At 72.0% G+C, this 15,204-nt stretch carries 13 protein-coding genes and 1 tRNA gene; 5 read left to right on the forward strand and 9 right to left on the reverse strand.

From position 1 onward, the window contains the following. Positions 1–225: 225 nt before the first annotated feature. Together LHA35_RS10260 and LHA35_RS10265 are read right to left on the reverse strand one after the other, a co-directional pair. Entirely contained in the window at positions 226–528 is a 303-nt protein-coding gene (locus LHA35_RS10260; protein ID WP_226607948.1) for a CoA-transferase, read from the reverse strand. Positions 529–832: 304 nt separating this feature from the next. Further along, positions 833–907: transfer RNA gene (locus tag LHA35_RS10265), tRNA-Val, on the reverse strand. Between the two features lie 131 nt (positions 908–1,038). Between LHA35_RS10265 and LHA35_RS10270 the strand changes: the two genes are divergently transcribed. Then, complete coding sequence (locus tag LHA35_RS10270; protein WP_226607952.1) at positions 1,039–1,923, forward strand: N-formylglutamate amidohydrolase; 885 nt, start codon at positions 1,039–1,041, stop codon at positions 1,921–1,923. Positions 1,924–2,433: 510 nt separating this feature from the next. Next, the gene (locus LHA35_RS10275) at positions 2,434–3,270 is read left to right on the forward strand and encodes a lytic transglycosylase domain-containing protein (RefSeq protein ID WP_226607955.1); all 837 of its coding nucleotides are present in this window, start codon (positions 2,434–2,436) and stop codon (positions 3,268–3,270) included. A gap of 312 nt (positions 3,271–3,582) precedes the next feature. Here LHA35_RS10275 and LHA35_RS10280 read toward each other — a convergent pair whose 3' ends face one another. Continuing rightward, on the reverse strand, positions 3,583–4,713 hold the full coding sequence (locus LHA35_RS10280; RefSeq protein ID WP_226607957.1) for a CaiB/BaiF CoA transferase family protein: 1,131 nt from the start codon (positions 4,711–4,713) through the stop codon (positions 3,583–3,585). A gap of 230 nt (positions 4,714–4,943) precedes the next feature. Here LHA35_RS10280 and zupT point away from each other — a divergent pair, with 230 nt between their 5' ends. After that, complete coding sequence (gene zupT / locus LHA35_RS10285; RefSeq protein WP_226607959.1) at positions 4,944–5,738, forward strand: zinc transporter ZupT; 795 nt, start codon at positions 4,944–4,946, stop codon at positions 5,736–5,738. A gap of 135 nt (positions 5,739–5,873) precedes the next feature. Here zupT and LHA35_RS10290 read toward each other — a convergent pair whose 3' ends face one another. Next, a complete protein-coding gene (locus LHA35_RS10290; RefSeq protein ID WP_226607961.1) occupies positions 5,874–6,839 on the reverse strand; it encodes a Bug family tripartite tricarboxylate transporter substrate binding protein in 966 nt (321 codons plus the stop codon). Positions 6,840–7,013: 174 nt separating this feature from the next. After that, positions 7,014–8,183, reverse strand: coding sequence for an acyl-CoA dehydrogenase family protein (locus tag LHA35_RS10295; RefSeq protein ID WP_226607963.1), 1,170 nt, complete (start codon positions 8,181–8,183; stop codon positions 7,014–7,016). A gap of 167 nt (positions 8,184–8,350) precedes the next feature. Here LHA35_RS10295 and LHA35_RS10300 point away from each other — a divergent pair, with 167 nt between their 5' ends. Then, on the forward strand, positions 8,351–9,271 hold the full coding sequence (locus LHA35_RS10300) for a LysR substrate-binding domain-containing protein (protein ID WP_226607965.1): 921 nt from the start codon (positions 8,351–8,353) through the stop codon (positions 9,269–9,271). An 89-nt stretch (positions 9,272–9,360) separates the two neighbouring features. On the opposite strand, the gene LHA35_RS10305 is transcribed toward LHA35_RS10300, so the two are convergent. From LHA35_RS10305 to LHA35_RS10315, 3 genes are all read right to left on the reverse strand, one after another. Next, the gene (locus tag LHA35_RS10305; protein WP_226607968.1) at positions 9,361–10,989 is read right to left on the reverse strand and encodes a thiamine pyrophosphate-binding protein; all 1,629 of its coding nucleotides are present in this window, start codon (positions 10,987–10,989) and stop codon (positions 9,361–9,363) included. A 75-nt stretch (positions 10,990–11,064) separates the two neighbouring features. Beyond that, positions 11,065–11,487, reverse strand: a complete 423-nt coding sequence (locus LHA35_RS10310; protein ID WP_226607970.1) for a hypothetical protein — start codon at positions 11,485–11,487, stop codon at positions 11,065–11,067. A 1-nt stretch (position 11,488) separates the two neighbouring features. Then, on the reverse strand, positions 11,489–12,943 hold the full coding sequence (locus LHA35_RS10315) for an N-acyl-D-amino-acid deacylase family protein (protein ID WP_226607973.1): 1,455 nt from the start codon (positions 12,941–12,943) through the stop codon (positions 11,489–11,491). Between the two features lie 165 nt (positions 12,944–13,108). On the opposite strand from LHA35_RS10315, the gene LHA35_RS10320 reads away from it, so the two are divergent. Then, positions 13,109–14,353 (forward strand): ABC transporter substrate-binding protein, encoded by a 1,245-nt coding sequence (locus LHA35_RS10320; RefSeq protein WP_226607975.1) that lies wholly within the window; start codon positions 13,109–13,111, stop codon positions 14,351–14,353. Between the two features lie 52 nt (positions 14,354–14,405). Here the strand turns inward: LHA35_RS10320 and LHA35_RS10325 are convergent, their stop codons facing one another. Further along, on the reverse strand, positions 14,406–15,185 hold the full coding sequence (locus tag LHA35_RS10325) for an SDR family NAD(P)-dependent oxidoreductase (RefSeq protein ID WP_226607984.1): 780 nt from the start codon (positions 15,183–15,185) through the stop codon (positions 14,406–14,408). Positions 15,186–15,204: the final 19 nt, after the last annotated feature.

Below are 15,204 nucleotides of genomic sequence, written 5' to 3' on the forward strand. Positions count from 1 at the left end.
CGCGCCCGCACCTTCACCACATAGGACGGACTGACCAAGAGCCGCTCGGCCACCTCGCGTATCGGCTCGCCCTCGGCCGCCAGAACCCGATCCCGCAGGTCCTGCCCATAGGCCTGCCCACGACGCCACGCCATCGAAGCCTCCAGCCCAAGCTGGACACCTACGAATCACACCACCTCGCGCCGCAGCCAATCACAAGCCGATTCCAGCCAGGGCTACTCGGGTCTAATGGCCGCCGATGACGCGCCGCACCAGCCCCTCATGCCCGAGATGGTTGAGCCCGCGCTCCTTCCCGTCCCCCTGGCCGGCGGCGTAGATCAGCGTCAGGTCGCGCGGGTGGTGCTGATCGAGGAAGCGCTGCTCCAGCGCCGTCGCGATGGCCTCGGCGAAGCCGATGCCGACGAAGCCGCCGGTCGCCACCGTCGCGCCATCGCGGATGAGGCGGACGGCCTCCGCGGCGGTGACGACCTTGCTCAACCGGGTGATCTGCCCCCCGCCCAGCAGGGGATGCCCGCTCTGCGCCGCCACGGTTTCGTTGCCTCCCGGACAGGGTGCCTGGGCTGCGGCTGAAACAGGCCAGTGCGGGGCCGGTTCCGGTCGGCGCCCGTGCGGATGCGGCAGAAGGGAGCGCCCAGGCGATCCGGGTGGCATCATCCATGCGGGCCGGAAGGCGCCAGGTCGGCCGCCGCCTGGCGCGGGACGCGTGCCGGAGACCTGTCACGACCAGGCCGGCCACCGGGCATGGAAGCCCCGTGCGCGTCGAGGCTGCGGCGGCACATGCGCGGTTTGTCACCGCGCTCAGTTCCGAAAAGGCAGGATGTCCCGGAGCAGATGGTGGGCGCGACAGGGATTGAACCTGTGACCCCTACCGTGTCAAGGTAGTGCTCTCCCGCTGAGCTACGCGCCCATCGTCCGGGGTGGCGGTGTTTAGCCCGCCCGTTCGGGGTCGGCAAGCCTCTCGCGGCAATATTCATGGCAGTTGACGGCCTTTGTCGTGGATGACAGGGGACGGCGCCTGTGGCTTGATGGGCGCTGCCGATGGATCTCCCGCAGGACCTGACCCCCGCCCCGACGCTTGCCGCCGAGCCGCCGCCCTATCTGCTGACGCAGCCGGCACGGAGGAGCTCGCCGCTCGTCTTCGCCTCGCCGCATTCCGGCCGGCTCTACCCCGCCGATTTCGTCGCCGCCGCCCGGCTCGACCCCGTCGCGCTCCGGCGCTCGGAAGACGGTTTCGTCGACGAGCTCTTCGCCGCCGCGCCCGAGCACGGCGCGCCCCTGCTGGCGGCGACCTTCCCGCGGGTCTTCTGCGACGTGAACCGGGAGCCCTGGGAACTCGACCCCGGTATGTTCGACGGGCCGCTGCCGGCCTGGGTGAACACCGCCAGCCCGCGGGTCGGCGCCGGGCTCGGCACCATCGCGCGCGTGGTGGCGACGGGAGAGGCGGTCTATCGCCGCAAGCTGAGCTTCGCCGAGGCGGAGGACCGCATTCGCCGCTACTGGCAGCCCTACCACGCGGCGCTTGCCGCGCTGATCGCCGAGACCCGGGACGAATTCGGCTTCTGCCTGCTGATCGACTGCCATTCCATGCCGACCCACCCGGCCCAGGCCGGCAATCCGCCGGATTTCGTGCTGGGCGATGCGCATGGCACGGCCTGCGCGCCGCGGGCGACCCGGCTGGCGGAGGAATTGCTGTCCGGCCTCGGCTACCGGGTGCGGCGCAACGACCCCTATGCCGGTGGCTATGTCACCCGGCATTACGGCCGGCCGCGGGAAGGGGTGCACGCCCTGCAGGTCGAGGTCGCGCGGCCGCTCTACATGGATGAGGCGCGGATCGAGCGGCTGCCGCGCATGGCGGCGCTGCAGGCGGATCTGACGCGGGTGATCGAAGGGCTGACGCGCGCCGACTGGTCGGCGCTGCGCTGAGGCACCGCCCCGGATGCCCGGCAGGGCGCGGGGGAAGGCGCTGCGGGCCTGATGCTGGTGGCGCGCATGGCGCCCTGGTGGCCATGCGCGCAGGTCGCGGTCAGTCCCGCCGGCGACTCATCGCGGACCCGCTGGCCGACCGCGCGAGCAAGGGCCAGCTTCGGAATGCCCGGCACTGCAGGCCATGTGCGGGGGCAAGCCCCAACGTCACCGATTCAGGCACGACGGAATCGTGATCCCGCCCGGCGCCGGCGCGTGCCAAAAAAAAGGCGGTGCCGTGAGGCACCGCCGAGTTTAGGGAGGAAACGTCCAAGAAAACAGACAACCCGGCAACGCCGTGTTGCTGCGATGCACAAGTTAGGTGCCCGCACGGCGCCTGGCAAGGGGTTTTTGCGCTGCAGCATATTTTTGTTGCGGTCACCGCAGCCGGAGCCTCCGGCCTGCCAATTTTCCATTGCTGCCCAGCCATTTGTCACGTGCGGCTGCTGCCGCCCCTGAGGAGACCGCCGCATGCGCCTTGCCGCCGTCGCTGCCCTGGCCCTGGGACTCGCCGTGCCGACGGCCAGGGCGGAGCGGCCGGCGCCGCCCCCCATCGAACCGGGACAGATGTGCCAACAGGCGGTCCAGGCAGCCGAACGGGAGCACCGGCTGCCCGGCGGCCTCCTGCTGGCCATCGCCCGGGTGGAGTCCGGCCGGCCGGATTCCAGCGGCCGTGGCGGCGCCGGCTGGCCCTGGACCATCCATGCCGAAGGGCAGGGGCGCTATTTCGACAGCAAGGCGGAGGCGATGGCTGCGGTCGAGGCCCTGCGCGCCCGGGGGGTGAGGCTGATCGATGTCGGCTGCATGCAGGTGAACCTGCACCATCACCCGGAGGCCTTTCCCAGCCTGGAAGTGGCCTTCGACCCGGCGGCTAATGCCCGCTATGCCGCGCTGTTCCTGACCCGGCTCTATGCCCAGAGCCGCAGTTGGGAACAGGCGGCCGCCCATTACCATTCCCAGACGCCCGAACTGGCGGAAGCCTATCGGTTGAAGGTGATGGCTGCTTGGCCGGCGATGGCGGCCCGCCTGGCGGAGGAGCAGCGGCGCGCCCAACTGGTCGCGGCCTGGACCAATGGCCGCGTGGTCGAGGCGCGCCCGATCCGCGGCAACGGCTTCCAGGTGGTGGCCATGGCGAATGCGCAGGGGCAGCCGGCGGCGGGCCGCGGCCCGGGGACCCCCCTGCTGGTCATGGGCAGGCCGGTGCTGCGGCCCGGCCTGAACAGCACCCCGACGAGCACCGCGACACGGCCCACCACCACGCGGCGCCCCTTGCTGCTGGAAGTGGCGGAAGCACCGACACGGCGATAGGCCGAGCCGTCCGCGACGCGATCACGGACCTGCCGCGGATCGGCCTTCCGTAGGGCGCGCGCCGCGCTGCCGTCCGATCCCGGATGGCGGGAAGGCCCCGGTGCAGCCCCAGAGCGGCGTTCAGGCCCGATGGCTGGCGGCCGCATGCCCGCGATCCGCCGCCCGGCATCCCGCGCCCACAGCGGAACTGCGCCAGGGGCCGGCGGCCGCATGCCGGACACCAGGGCCATGGCGGGCCGCTGGGGAGCCTGGCGCCCCGGCCGGGCGGGCGGCTGCCATTCCGCCCGTGGCCTGCCCGGCAGACGGGCGGTGCTACCCGCCGAATTCCGCCCGGATCGCCGCCGAATGCTGGCCGATCGAGGGCACCGGGCCGAGCGCCCGCGGCCCCTCCGAAAGCCTGGCCGGCGGCGCGCCGATCTGCACCGGGCCGTTCGGCGTCTCCACCGTCACCCGCCGCAGCGCCGGGTGGGTCCGCAGCCCCTCGCAGTCATTGACGAAGCCATAGGCGGTATTGGCGCGCCGCAGCTTCGCCGCGCATTCCTCCCGTGTCAGGGAGGCGAACATGCGGGCGATATGCGCGTCCACCACCGGGCGGTTCGCCACCCGCTCGTTGTTCACGCGGTAGCCCTCCTGCTTCGGCAGCTCGGGCTCGTCCAGGAAATGCGCGCAGAAGCTGGCCCATTCCCGCTCGTTCTGGATGGCGATGAGGACGAGCTGGCCGTCCCTGGTCTCGAAGGCGCCATAGGGACAGATGGAGGGATGCGCGAGGCCGATGCGCGGCGGGTTCTTGCCCGTGCCCTCGTATTGCAGCAGCGGCACCGTCATCCAGTCCGCCATGCCGTCGAACAGGCTGACGGCGATGCCCTTGCCGCGGCCGGTGATGCCGCGCTCGATCAGCGCCTCCAGCACCGCGGCATGGGCGTGCATGCCGCAGGCGATGTCGCAGGCCGAGACGCCGACGCGCCCCGGCCCCTCGGCGCGGCCTGTGATGTAGGCGAGGCCGCTCTCCGCCTGCACCAGCAGGTCATAGGCCTTCATCGTGGCGTAGTCGCCCTCGTCGCCATAGCCCGAGATATCGACGGTGATGAGGCGCGGGTATTTCTCACGCAGCGCCGCGGAGCCGAAGCCCGCGCGCGCCATGGCGCCGGGGGCGAGATTCTGGATGAAGACATCCGCCTTCGCCAGCAGCCTCTCCAGCAGCGCCTTGTCCCCGGGGTTCTTGATGTCGAGGCAGAGGCTCTCCTTGCCGCGGTTCAGCCAGACGAAATAGCTCGACTGGCCCTTCGCCACCGCGTCATAGGCGCGGGCGAAGTCGCCCTCGGCGCGTTCGATCTTGATGACGCGCGCCCCCGCATCGGCGAGGCGGGAGGCGCAGTAGGGCGCGGCGACGGCCTGCTCCATGGAGACGACAAGCAGGCCCGCGAGGGGCTTCGATCCGGTCATGGCGCGCACTCTGGCCGAGGCGCCGGCTTCCGTCGAGGGCACGGGCGGCGATCCCCTGCCCGCCGCGGCGGGCGGGTCTTGACTTCAACCCCGCGCCGCCGTTCCTGCCGGGGAGCCTGGCTCCCGCTGTCGCTCGCTGCGCCGGGGCCAGGGCGACCCGAATGGCCTCGCGGGCGGTGCCATCCGGCCCGTGGCGATCCGCCCGCCGCCGGAGGAACCGCAGACCCATCATGTCCGGCCTGTTCTCAGAAGCCGCCCTCGTCGCGCTGGGCGTCACCGTGCTTGCGGGCCTGTCCACCGTCCTCGGCAGCCTCGCCGTCGCGCGGGCGGACCGGGCGGATCCGCGCCTGCTCGCCGTTGCCCTCGCCTTCGCCGGCGGCGCCATGGTCTATGTCTCGCTGGTCGAGATCCTGGGCAAGGCGGCCGTGGGGCTGACCGCCGAGCACGGGCTCCGCTGGGGGCATGGCCTGGCGACGCTGGCCTTCTTCGGCGGGGTGCTGGTCGTCATCGGGCTCGACCGGCTGGTGCCGAATCCGCATCCGGATGTCGCCGTCACCTCGCCGGCGGAGAAGAGAGAGCTTGGGCGCGTCGGCCTGCTGGCGGCGGCCGCGATCACCGCGCACAACCTGCCGGAGGGGATGGCGACCTTCTTCGCCACGCTCGAGGATCCGGTGCTGGGCAGCACGCTCGCCGTCGCCATCGCGCTGCACAACATCCCGGAGGGCATCTCCATCGCCGTGCCGGTCTTCTACGCCACCGGCAGCCGCTGGAAGGCCGGCATGGCGACCGTCGTGGCCGGCTTCGCGGAGCCGGTCGGCGCCGTTCTCGGTTATCTCGTGCTGGCCCCGATCCTGAGCCCGACCGTGATCGGGCTGATCTTCGGCGCCATCGCGGGCGTCATGGTGTTCCTTGCGCTGGACGAGTTGCTGCCCGCCGCCAAGCGCTATGCCGAGGGCCATGAGGCGACCTACGGGCTGATCGCCGGCATGGGCATGCTGGCGCTCAGCCTGGTGCTGTTGCGATAGGGGCCTGCGCGGGCCGGCAGGCGCCAGCCTGCCGGCTTCGGCGGATCTCCGATCCGACAGGCCGCGATGCCCTGGCCTGGCCATCGGGCCGGAAGACCATGCCCGGGGGAAGGGCAGCCGATGGTGCGCCCCCGCTCAGTCGAGCCGGATGCCAAGCTCCTGGATGATCGGGGCCCATCGCGCCGTCTCCTCCCGGATCATGTGCGCCATCTCCGTCCGGCCCCGGAACACCGCCTGCGTGCCCTGCGTCATGAAATTCGCCTGGATATCCGGGTCGGCGACCGCGACGCGGAAGGCCTCCTCCAGCCGCGCCAGCACTGCCTCCGGCGTGCCGGCGGGCGCGACGAAGCCCTGCCAGCCGGGCACGACCAGGTCGGGGAAGCCCTGCTCCGCCGCCGTCGGCACCTGGTTGAGCGCCGGGTGCCGCTCCCGCCCCAGGAAGGCGATGGCGCGGACGCGGCCAGCATCCACCTGCGCCTTGGCCAGGTTGAAGCCGTCGATCATCAGCTGGATGCGCCCGCCCAGCATGTCCTGCAGCGCCGGCGCGCTGCCGCGATAGGGGACGTGGACGATCTCGGCGCCGGACTGCTTGCGGAAGAGCTCGAAGCCGAGATGCGTGATTCCGCCGGCGCCGCCCGAGCCGAAATTGAGCTGCCCCGGCCGGGCCTTGGCCAGCGCCACCAGTTCGCGGAGGTCGCGCGCCGGCAGATCGGCCGGCACCATGACGAAGAGCGCGCCGGCAGTGACGGTGCCGATGGGCGTCAGGTCGCGCGCCGGATCGAAGGGCAGGTTGGCGTAGAGCAGCGGGTTGACCGCGATGACGCTGTTGTTGACGTGGCCGATGGTATAGCCGTCCGCCGCGCTCTTCGCGACCTCGGCGAGGCCGAGATTGCCGTTCGCCCCGCCGCGGTTCTCGACCAGGACGGACTGGCCGAGCAGCGGCTGCATCTTCTGCGCCAGCGGCCGGGCGACGAGGTCGGAGCCGCCGCCGGGCGGGAAGCCGACGACGATGCGGATCGGGCGGGTCGGGAAGCCCTGCGCGCGGGGCGCGGCCAGGGGAGCCACGGCGAGCGCGGCGGCAAGCAGGGTGCGACGATGCACGGCGTTCCTCCAGGGCGCGGCCGACTGTCGGGCCGCTGCCGCTGGCAGGATAATCAGGCCGCGCCGATGGCGCCAGGACGCTGCGCGGGCCCGGGCAGACCGCCTCCGGTCATGCCGGAGCGGATCGCGGCGGGGCGTGAACGTCCCGGCCTTGCCGCCCGGGGCGGCCGCGGGTCAGTAGCTCCGCGGCATCCCGAGAACATGTTCGCCGATATAGGACAGCACGAGATTCGTGCTGATCGGCGCCACCTGATAGAGCCGCGCCTCGCGGTACTTGCGCTCCACGTCGTATTCCTCGGCGAAGCCGAAGCCGCCATGGGTCTGGATGCAGGCCTCGCCCGCCGCCCAGGCGGCATCGGCGGCCAGCATCTTGCCCATGTTGGCTTCCTCGCCGCAGGGGAGGCCGGCCTCGAATTTCTCGAGGCCGAGCTTCAGCAGCGCCTCGGCGGCGCGCATCTGGGCATAGGCCCTGGCGATGGGGAACTGGACGCCCTGGTTCTGGCCGATAGGGCGGCCGAACAGCACGCGCTCCTTGCTGTAGTCCACGGCCTTCCGGATGAACCACTTGGCGTCGCCGATCGATTCCGAGGAGATCAGCAGCCGCTCGGCATTCATCCCGTCCAGGATGTAGCGGAAGCCCTTGCCCTCGAGCCCGACCAGGTTCTCGGCCGGCACCTCCATGTTGTCGAAGAAGACCTCGGTGGTGTTGTGGTTCATCATCGTCCGGATGGGACGGATGGTCAGCCCCTTGCCCAGCGCCGCCTTCATGTCGACGATGAAGGTCGAGAGGCCGTCGGTCTTCTTGGCGACCTGGTCGCGCGGCGTGGTGCGCGCGAGCAGCAGCATCAGGTCGGAATGCTCGGCGCGGCTGGTCCAGATCTTCTGGCCGTTGACGATGTACCTGTCGCCCTCGCGCCGCGCCACGGTCCGCAGCGCCGTGGTGTCGGTGCCGCTGGTCGGCTCCGTCACGCCGAAGGCCTGCAGGCGCAACTCGCCGCTGGCGATCTTCGGCAGGTAGCGCTTCTTCTGGTCCGGGCTGCCATGCCGGAGGATGGTGCCCATGATGTACATCTGGGCATGGCAGGCGCCAGCATTGCCGCCGGATTTGTGGATCTCCTCGAGGATCGCCGCGGCGGCCGAGAGCGGCAGGCCCGCGCCGCCATATTCCTCGGGGATCAGCGCGCCCAGATAGCCTGCCTCGGTCAGCGCCTGGACGAAGGCGGTCGGGTAGGCACGGTCGCGGTCCACCTGGCGCCAGTACTCGCCGGGGAAGCGGGCGCAGAGCTTCGCCACCTCCTCCCGGATCTCGGCATGCGGGTCGGCGGCGATCAGCGGCTGGTCCATGGGCGAAACTCCTCCGTCACACGGCTTAGGACGGGGCAGGGGGGCTGGCAAGGCAGGCGGCCCGCCCGGGCGTCCCGGCGGTTCGGGGCGCAGCATCGCCATGCGCGAGCCTTCAGGGAATTCGAAAGCGGCGATAGAAGCCATCGAATTCCGTTAAGGCCGACCAGATGGACCTCAGGCAGCTCAGGACCTTCCGGGAGGTGGCGGAGGCCGGCTCGCTCAGCCGCGCGGCGGACCGGCTGCGCCTCGCCCAGCCCGCCCTCTCCCGCCAGATCCGGCTGCTGGAGGAGGAGGTGGGCACCGCCCTCTTCGCCCGGCACGGGCGCGGGATGCAACTGACCGAGGCGGGCACGGCCTTCCTCGCCCGCATCGCCGGCCCGGTGCGCCAGCTCGAGCGCGCGGCGGAGGAGGTGCGGGCGCTCTCGGGCGCGGTCAGCGGCCAGGTCGCGCTCGGCATGATGCCGACGCTGGCCTGCGTGCTGGCGGGGCCGCTGGCGCGGCGCGTGGCGGCGGAGCATCCCGGCATCTCGCTCCGCATCGTGGAGGGCTATACCGGCCATCTCGTCGAATGGGTGCAGCGCGGGGTGACGGATGCGACCCTGCTCTACGGCCCGGCGCGGGAGTTGCACCTGCGCGTCACGGAACTGCTGCTGGAGGAAATGGTGCTGGTCGGCGATGCCGGCAGCGGGCTCGGCCCGGCGCCCGTCCCCTTCGCCGCGCTGGCCGGCCGGCGCCTGGTGCTGCCGAGCCGGGCCCATGGCCTCCGGCGCATCGTGGAGACCGCGGCCGGCCGCGCCCGGATCGCCCTCGACGTGGCGTTCGAGGCGGACAGTTTTGGCGTGCTGAAGGATCTGGTGGAGGCCGGGCTGGGGCAGGCGGTGCTGCCGCGTTCCGCCATCCGGGCCGAGGAGGCGGCCGGGCGGCTGCGCAGCGCGCCGCTGGTGCGGCCGGTGCCGCGGCGGCAGGTGGTGCTGGCCCTGCCGCCGGACCGCCCGCCGTCGCGTGCCACCACGACGGTGCTCGCCCTGCTGGAGCGGGAGGTGGCGGCGCGGGCCGCGGCGGGGGACTGGCAGAAGCTCGGCGGGTAGGAAACCCAGACCGGTCCAGGCCGGGTTCCGGCCTGGCGGGTTGGCGGCACTGCCGCCAACGGCTGGGGAAGGCAGAGCCTTCCCCAGGCTCACTCGGCTGCGAGCCTCTGCGGCAGCACCGCCTCCAGCGAGGTCCGCACCACGATCGCCGCTGCGCCCGGCGCGCGCAGGGCGGCCTCCAGCGCCGGGAGGTCCGCCTTGCTCTCCACCACCGTCACCGGCACGCGGAAGGCGGCGCACCATTGCGCGAAATCCGGGTTGACCAGCGTGGTGCCGGAGACCCGGCCGGGATGCGCCTTTTCCTGGTGGATGCGGATGGAGGCGTAGCTGCCGTTGTCGGAGAGGACGAGCTTGAGCGCCGCCCCGCGCGCCACGGCAACCGCGTACTCCGCGCCCGTCATCAGCGCCCCGCCATCGCCGACCAGGGAGATGACGGTGCGGTCCGGGCAGCGCAGCGCGGCGGCGACGCCGGCCGGGACGCCGAAGCCCATGGCGCCGGAGACCGGCACCAGCAGGCGCTGCGGCGGCACCCAGGCGGTCTTGCGGTAGAAGGGGGCGCCGAAGGTGCCGGCATCGAGCGTGACGATGGCGTCCCGCGGCGCCAGGCGCTCGATCAGCTTCGCCACCTCGGCGAAGGCGACGCCGTCCGGCCATTGCCGGGGCACCACTTGGCAGTCGGAGACATGGATGTCCCGCAGCCTGGCAGTCCAGGCAGCGCGGCCGGCGGGGGCGGCGGGCGCCTCCCCGGCCAGCGCCGCGATGGTCGCCCGCGCATCGGCGGCCAGGGCGAGTTCGGCCGGGAAGAGCCAGCCGAGGAAGCGCGGATCGGCGCAGACATGCACCAGTCGCTGGCCGGCGGCAGGCCAGGTCCAGCCCTGTGTCGTGATGTCGGTCAGCCGCGTCCCCAGCGCCAGCACCAGGTCGGCTTCCGCGAAAGCGGCGCGCTGGGCGTCCGGGTTCCTGAGGCCCAGGTCGCCGGCATAGAGCGGGTGGGTGTTGTCGAAGAGGTCCTGCCGGCGGAAGGAGACGGCGACGGGAAGCTGCCACGCCTCGGCGAAGGCGCGCAGCGCCGCGCGCGCGCCCTCGGCCTCGAAGCCGTGCCCCGCCAGCAGGATCGGCCGCTCTGCCGCCCGCAGCATCGCCGCCAGCCGCGCCGCATCGGCCGGGGCGGGCGGCACGGGGGCGGGGAGGGTCGCCGGCGGCACCGGCGCGCGGCAGTCCATGGCCAGCACGTCCTCGGGCAGGGAGAGCACCACGGGGCCCGGCACGCCGCCCATGGCCATGGCATGGGCGCGGGCGATCAGTTCCGGTACCTGGTCCGGGTCGGTCGCCTCGCCGATCCATTTGGCGACGCCGCGGAACATGGTGGCGTAGTCGATCTCCTGGAAGGCGTTGCGCCGGAGGTCACGCTTCTCGACCTGCCCGATCAGCAGGATCAGCGGCACCGCATCCTGCTCCGCCGTGTGCACCGCGATGCTGGCATTGCAGGCGCCGGGACCGCGGGAGACCAGCACCACGCCCGGCCGCCCCGTCAGCTTGGCATCGGCCACGGCCATGAAGCCGGCGCCGCCCTCGGATCGGCAGGTGACGAGGTCGAGCGAGGGGTGGGCGTGCAGCGCGTCCAGCAGGGCAATGTAGCTCTCGCCCGGCACGCAGAAGGCACGGTCGATGCCCTGGGCGGCGAGGAAGGTGACGAGCTGTTCGGCGGCGGTCGGCATGCGGCGTCCTGGACGGTTCTTATGGAACCGGACTACCGCAGCGCCAGGGGATTGCAAACCATGCCCGGAAGCGGGTCAGGGCGCCCCTTCCGCCATGCGGGCCTCGAGCCGGGCCAGGGCGCCGTCCTCCAGGCCGAGCACCAGCTCGGCCCGCCAGACCCGGCGATCCTCGCCCGGCGCGGCATGGGTGCAGCGCCAGCCTTCGCTGGCGGGCAGGCAGGCGAAGCCCATACCCTCCAGCCGCCGCACGAGCGGCGCCGGCGGCGTGCCGGGCGGGAATTCCCGCAGCAGGTCGCGCTGCAGCGCGGCACCGCCCGCGGCGGGGCCCATTCGGCGATAGCCCTCCAGCGGGGAGGGCGGCGCAGGGTCCGCGCCGAGCCAGGCGATGCCGCCCACCGCCAGCACCAGCAGCAGCCCCACCAGGCCGCCGCGGACCAGCGTCTCCCGCTGCAGGCCGAGCCCGGTGGTGGCGGAGGGCTCCGCCGTCTGGCGCGCCATCTCAGTCGCGGTTGCGGCGGATCAGCCGGCCCGGCGCCTCGCCGGTCATTCCCTTCCCGGTGCGGAAGACCGGCACGCCATTGGTCCAGACCTCCTCGATGCCGTCGCTCTCCTGCTTCGGCTCCTCGAAGGTCGCGCGGTCGATCACCCGGTGCGGGTCGAAGAGCACGAGGTCGGCATAGGCACCCGGGCGCAGCACGCCGCGATCCACCATGCCGAAGAGCTGGGCGGTGCGGCCGGTCATCTTGTGGATCGCCTCCTCCATGGAGAGGAGACCCAGCTGCCGGCTGTACAGGCCGAGCACCCGCGGGAAGGTGCCCCAGAGCCGGGGATGCGGGTGCTCGTCATGCGGGATGCCGTCCGAGCCGATGACCGAGATCGGGTGCTGCATGATCCGCCGCACATCCTCCTCGTCCATCTGGAAGGTGATGGCGCCCGCGGGCAGCAGCTTCTCGGCGGCGGTGCGGATATCGGTGTTCCAGCCGCGCGCGACGTCCTTCAGGTCCTTGCCCGCCATCTCCGGATGCGGGATGGACCAGGTGACGATGACGCGCACATCGTCGCGCAGCCGGTCCGGCATCAGCACGGTGGAGCCGGCGGGGTAGGGGTACATGTCATAGGCCACCTCCTGCATGGAGGCCGCGGCCTCGATCAGCGCCAGAGTCTGGACGCTGCGGCCGTAATTCTCCGGCATCGAGCATTTGTGGTGGCTGATCCAGACCGGCACGCCGACGCGCTTGCCGATCTTCAGCGTCTCCTCGATGGAGGCGCAGACCCGGTCCGCCTCGTCCCGCATATGGGTGAAGTACATGCCGCCCGCGGCCCGCAGCGGCTCGGCCACCGCGATCACCTCCTCGGTCGTCGCATGCATGTTGGGCTTGTACCAGAGGCCGGTGGAGAAGCCGGAGGCACCTTCGGTGAGGGACTCGGCGACGAGGCGGCGCATCTCCGCGATCTCCCGGTCATTGGCCGGGCGGTAGAGGTCGTCGCCCATGACGCGGTGGCGCAGGGTCTGGTGGCCGACGATGGCATAGGTGTTCACCGCCGCCGGGGTCTTGCGCAGCGCCTCGGCATATTCGCCGAAATGCCCGTAGCGGAAGCCGGTCTCGTCGCCGACCAGGTCGAGCGGCGGGACCGGGCGCTTGGTGAAGCGGGCCGGCGCCAGGCTGACGCCGCAATTGCCGACCACCACGGTGGTGACACCCTGGGACGACTTGCAGCGCAGGCACTCGCAGCCCATCAGCACCGCGCGGTCGTCATGGGTATGGGCGTCGATGAAGCCGGGGGAGAGCGCCTTGCCGGTCGCGATCACCTCCCGGTCCGCGCTGGCGCTGCCGAGATCGCCGACCGCCACGATGCGGTCGCCGGTGACGCCGACATCGCCGGTGCGGCGCGGGCCGCCGGTGCCGTCGAACAGGGTGGCGTCGCGGATGATGAGGTCGCAGCGAAGGGCCATGGGCGCGTGAACTCCTGGCGCGAGGGCGCGGGTCTGCCGCAAGGGTTACCCGGATGGCGCCAGGGCGGGAAGGGTGCGGGAAGGCCGCGGCTTGCCAATCCGGCCATGCCCGATCATCCATAGGCCAGGGTCCGGCGAACCGGGCCAGGGAGAGACGATCCGACCATGACCATGCTCGACCGCCGGCAATTCCTCGCCGGCACGGCCGCCGCCGGCGCCGGCCTTGCCACCGCCGGACGGAGCTGGGCGCAGCCGCGCGACGCCACCATCCGCATCGCCGTGCTGGCCGATTTCTCCGGCCCCTATCGAGACACCTCCGGCCCGACCTCGGTCGTCTGTGCCCGGCAGGCGGTGGAGGATTCCGGCATCCTCGCCCGCGGCATCAAGGTGGAGGTGATCCAGGGCGACCACCAGAACCGCCCGGATGCCGCGCTCTCGCTCGCCCGCCGCTGGTTCGACCAGGACGGCGTGGACATGGTCTGCGAGGTCAACAACTCCGCCATCGCGCTCGGCATGGCGAATCTGGTGAAGGAGAAGGACAAGGTCCAGCTCGCCTCCGGCGCCGCCAGCTCCGCCCTGACCGGCGAGCAATGCAGCAGCAACACCATCCAATGGACCTACGATACCTGGATGTTCGCCAACGCCGTTGGCAGCGCGACCGTGCGGGCGGGCGGCGATACCTGGTACTTCCTGACCGCCGATTACGGCTTCGGCCACCAGATGGAGCGCGACACCACCCGCTTCGTCCAGGCTGCCGGCGGCAAGGTGCTGGGGGCCGCGCGCTTCCCCTTCCCGGGCACCACTGATTTCTCCGCCTTCCTGCTGCAGGCGCAGGCCAGCCGCGCCAAGGTCGTCGGCCTGGCCTCGGCGGCCGCGGACACGGTGAACTGCATCAAGCAGGCGAAGGAATTCGGCCTGACCCGGCGCGGCCAGAAGCTGGCGGGCCTGGTGATGTTCACCACCGATATCCATGCCATCGGGCTGGAGGCGGCGCAGGGCCTGCTGCTGTCGGAGGTGTTCTACTGGGACCTGAACGACCGCACCCGCGCCTTCCTCGATCGGGTGAAGCCGAAGACCCCGCAGAACTGGCCGAACCAGGAACATGCCGGCACCTATTCGGCCTGCCTGCACTACCTGAAGGCCGTGGCCGATCTTGGCGCCGCGCGCGCCAAGGCGAGTGGCCTCGAGGTGGTGCAGCGCATGAAGGCGATGCCGACCGAGGATGACTGCTTTGGCCCCGGGCGGGTGCGGGAGGATGGCCGCAAGATCCATCCGGCCTATCTGTTCGAGGTGAAGTCGCCCGCCGAGAGCAAGGGCCCGTGGGACTACTACAAGCTGGTCGGCACCGTGCCGGCCGACCAGGCCTTCCGGCCGTTGAATGAGGGCAACTGCCCGCTGGTGCGGGGGTAGCCGCGCCCGGGTGGAGGTTCCCGGACCTCCACCCGGCAGCGCGGCCGCGGCGTCAGGCCACCATGCCGCCATCCACCGGCAGCGCGGCGCCGGTGATGAAGGACGCTTCCTCCGAGAGCAGGAAGAGCGCGGCATTGGCGATCTCCTCCGGCCGCGCGGCGCGCTGCATCGGGGTGGCGCCGCCGAAGCGCTTCGCCAACTCCTCCACATCGTTGCCGCGGGTCGCGGCCTGGTCGGGCCGCGCGACGAAGACCCGCAGCATGGGCGTGTCCACCGGGCCCGGGCAGACGGCGTTCACCCGGATGCCCTCCGGCGCCAGGCGCTTGGCGAGCGAGCGGACGAAGCCGACCACGCCGAATTTCATCGCCGAATAGACCGGGCTGAAGCCGGAACCCGCGAGGCCGGCGATCGAGGCGGTGAAGAGCAGGCTGCCGCCGCCGCGGGCGCGCAGCTGCGGGATCGCCGCTTCGGTCGTCACCAGGACGGTGCGCAGGTTGAGATCCACGGCAAGCTCGAAATCCGCCATGTCGATCCCCTCCACCGCGGCGGGGCCGGGATGACCGACATGGTTCCAGACGAAATCGAGGCCGCCGAAGCTGGAGGCGGTCTGCAGCACGATGTGGCGGGCGTAGTCGTCCTCCCGCAGGTCGCCGACCAGGCCGATCGCGCGGCCGCCGGCCGCCTTGATCTCCTCCACCACCTGCGCCACCCCTTCCGCGTCGCGGTCCACCACGGCGACCGCGGCGCCTTCGCGGGCGAAGCGCAGCGCCCCCGCGCGCCCCATGCCGGAGGCCGCGGCGGTGACCAGGCCGATCCTGTTCTGCATGCGCATGCTGTCGTTTCCTCCGGGC

This window comes from Roseicella aerolata, assembly GCF_020523605.1.
GTDB lineage: Bacteria > Pseudomonadota > Alphaproteobacteria > Acetobacterales > Acetobacteraceae > Paracraurococcus > Paracraurococcus aerolatus.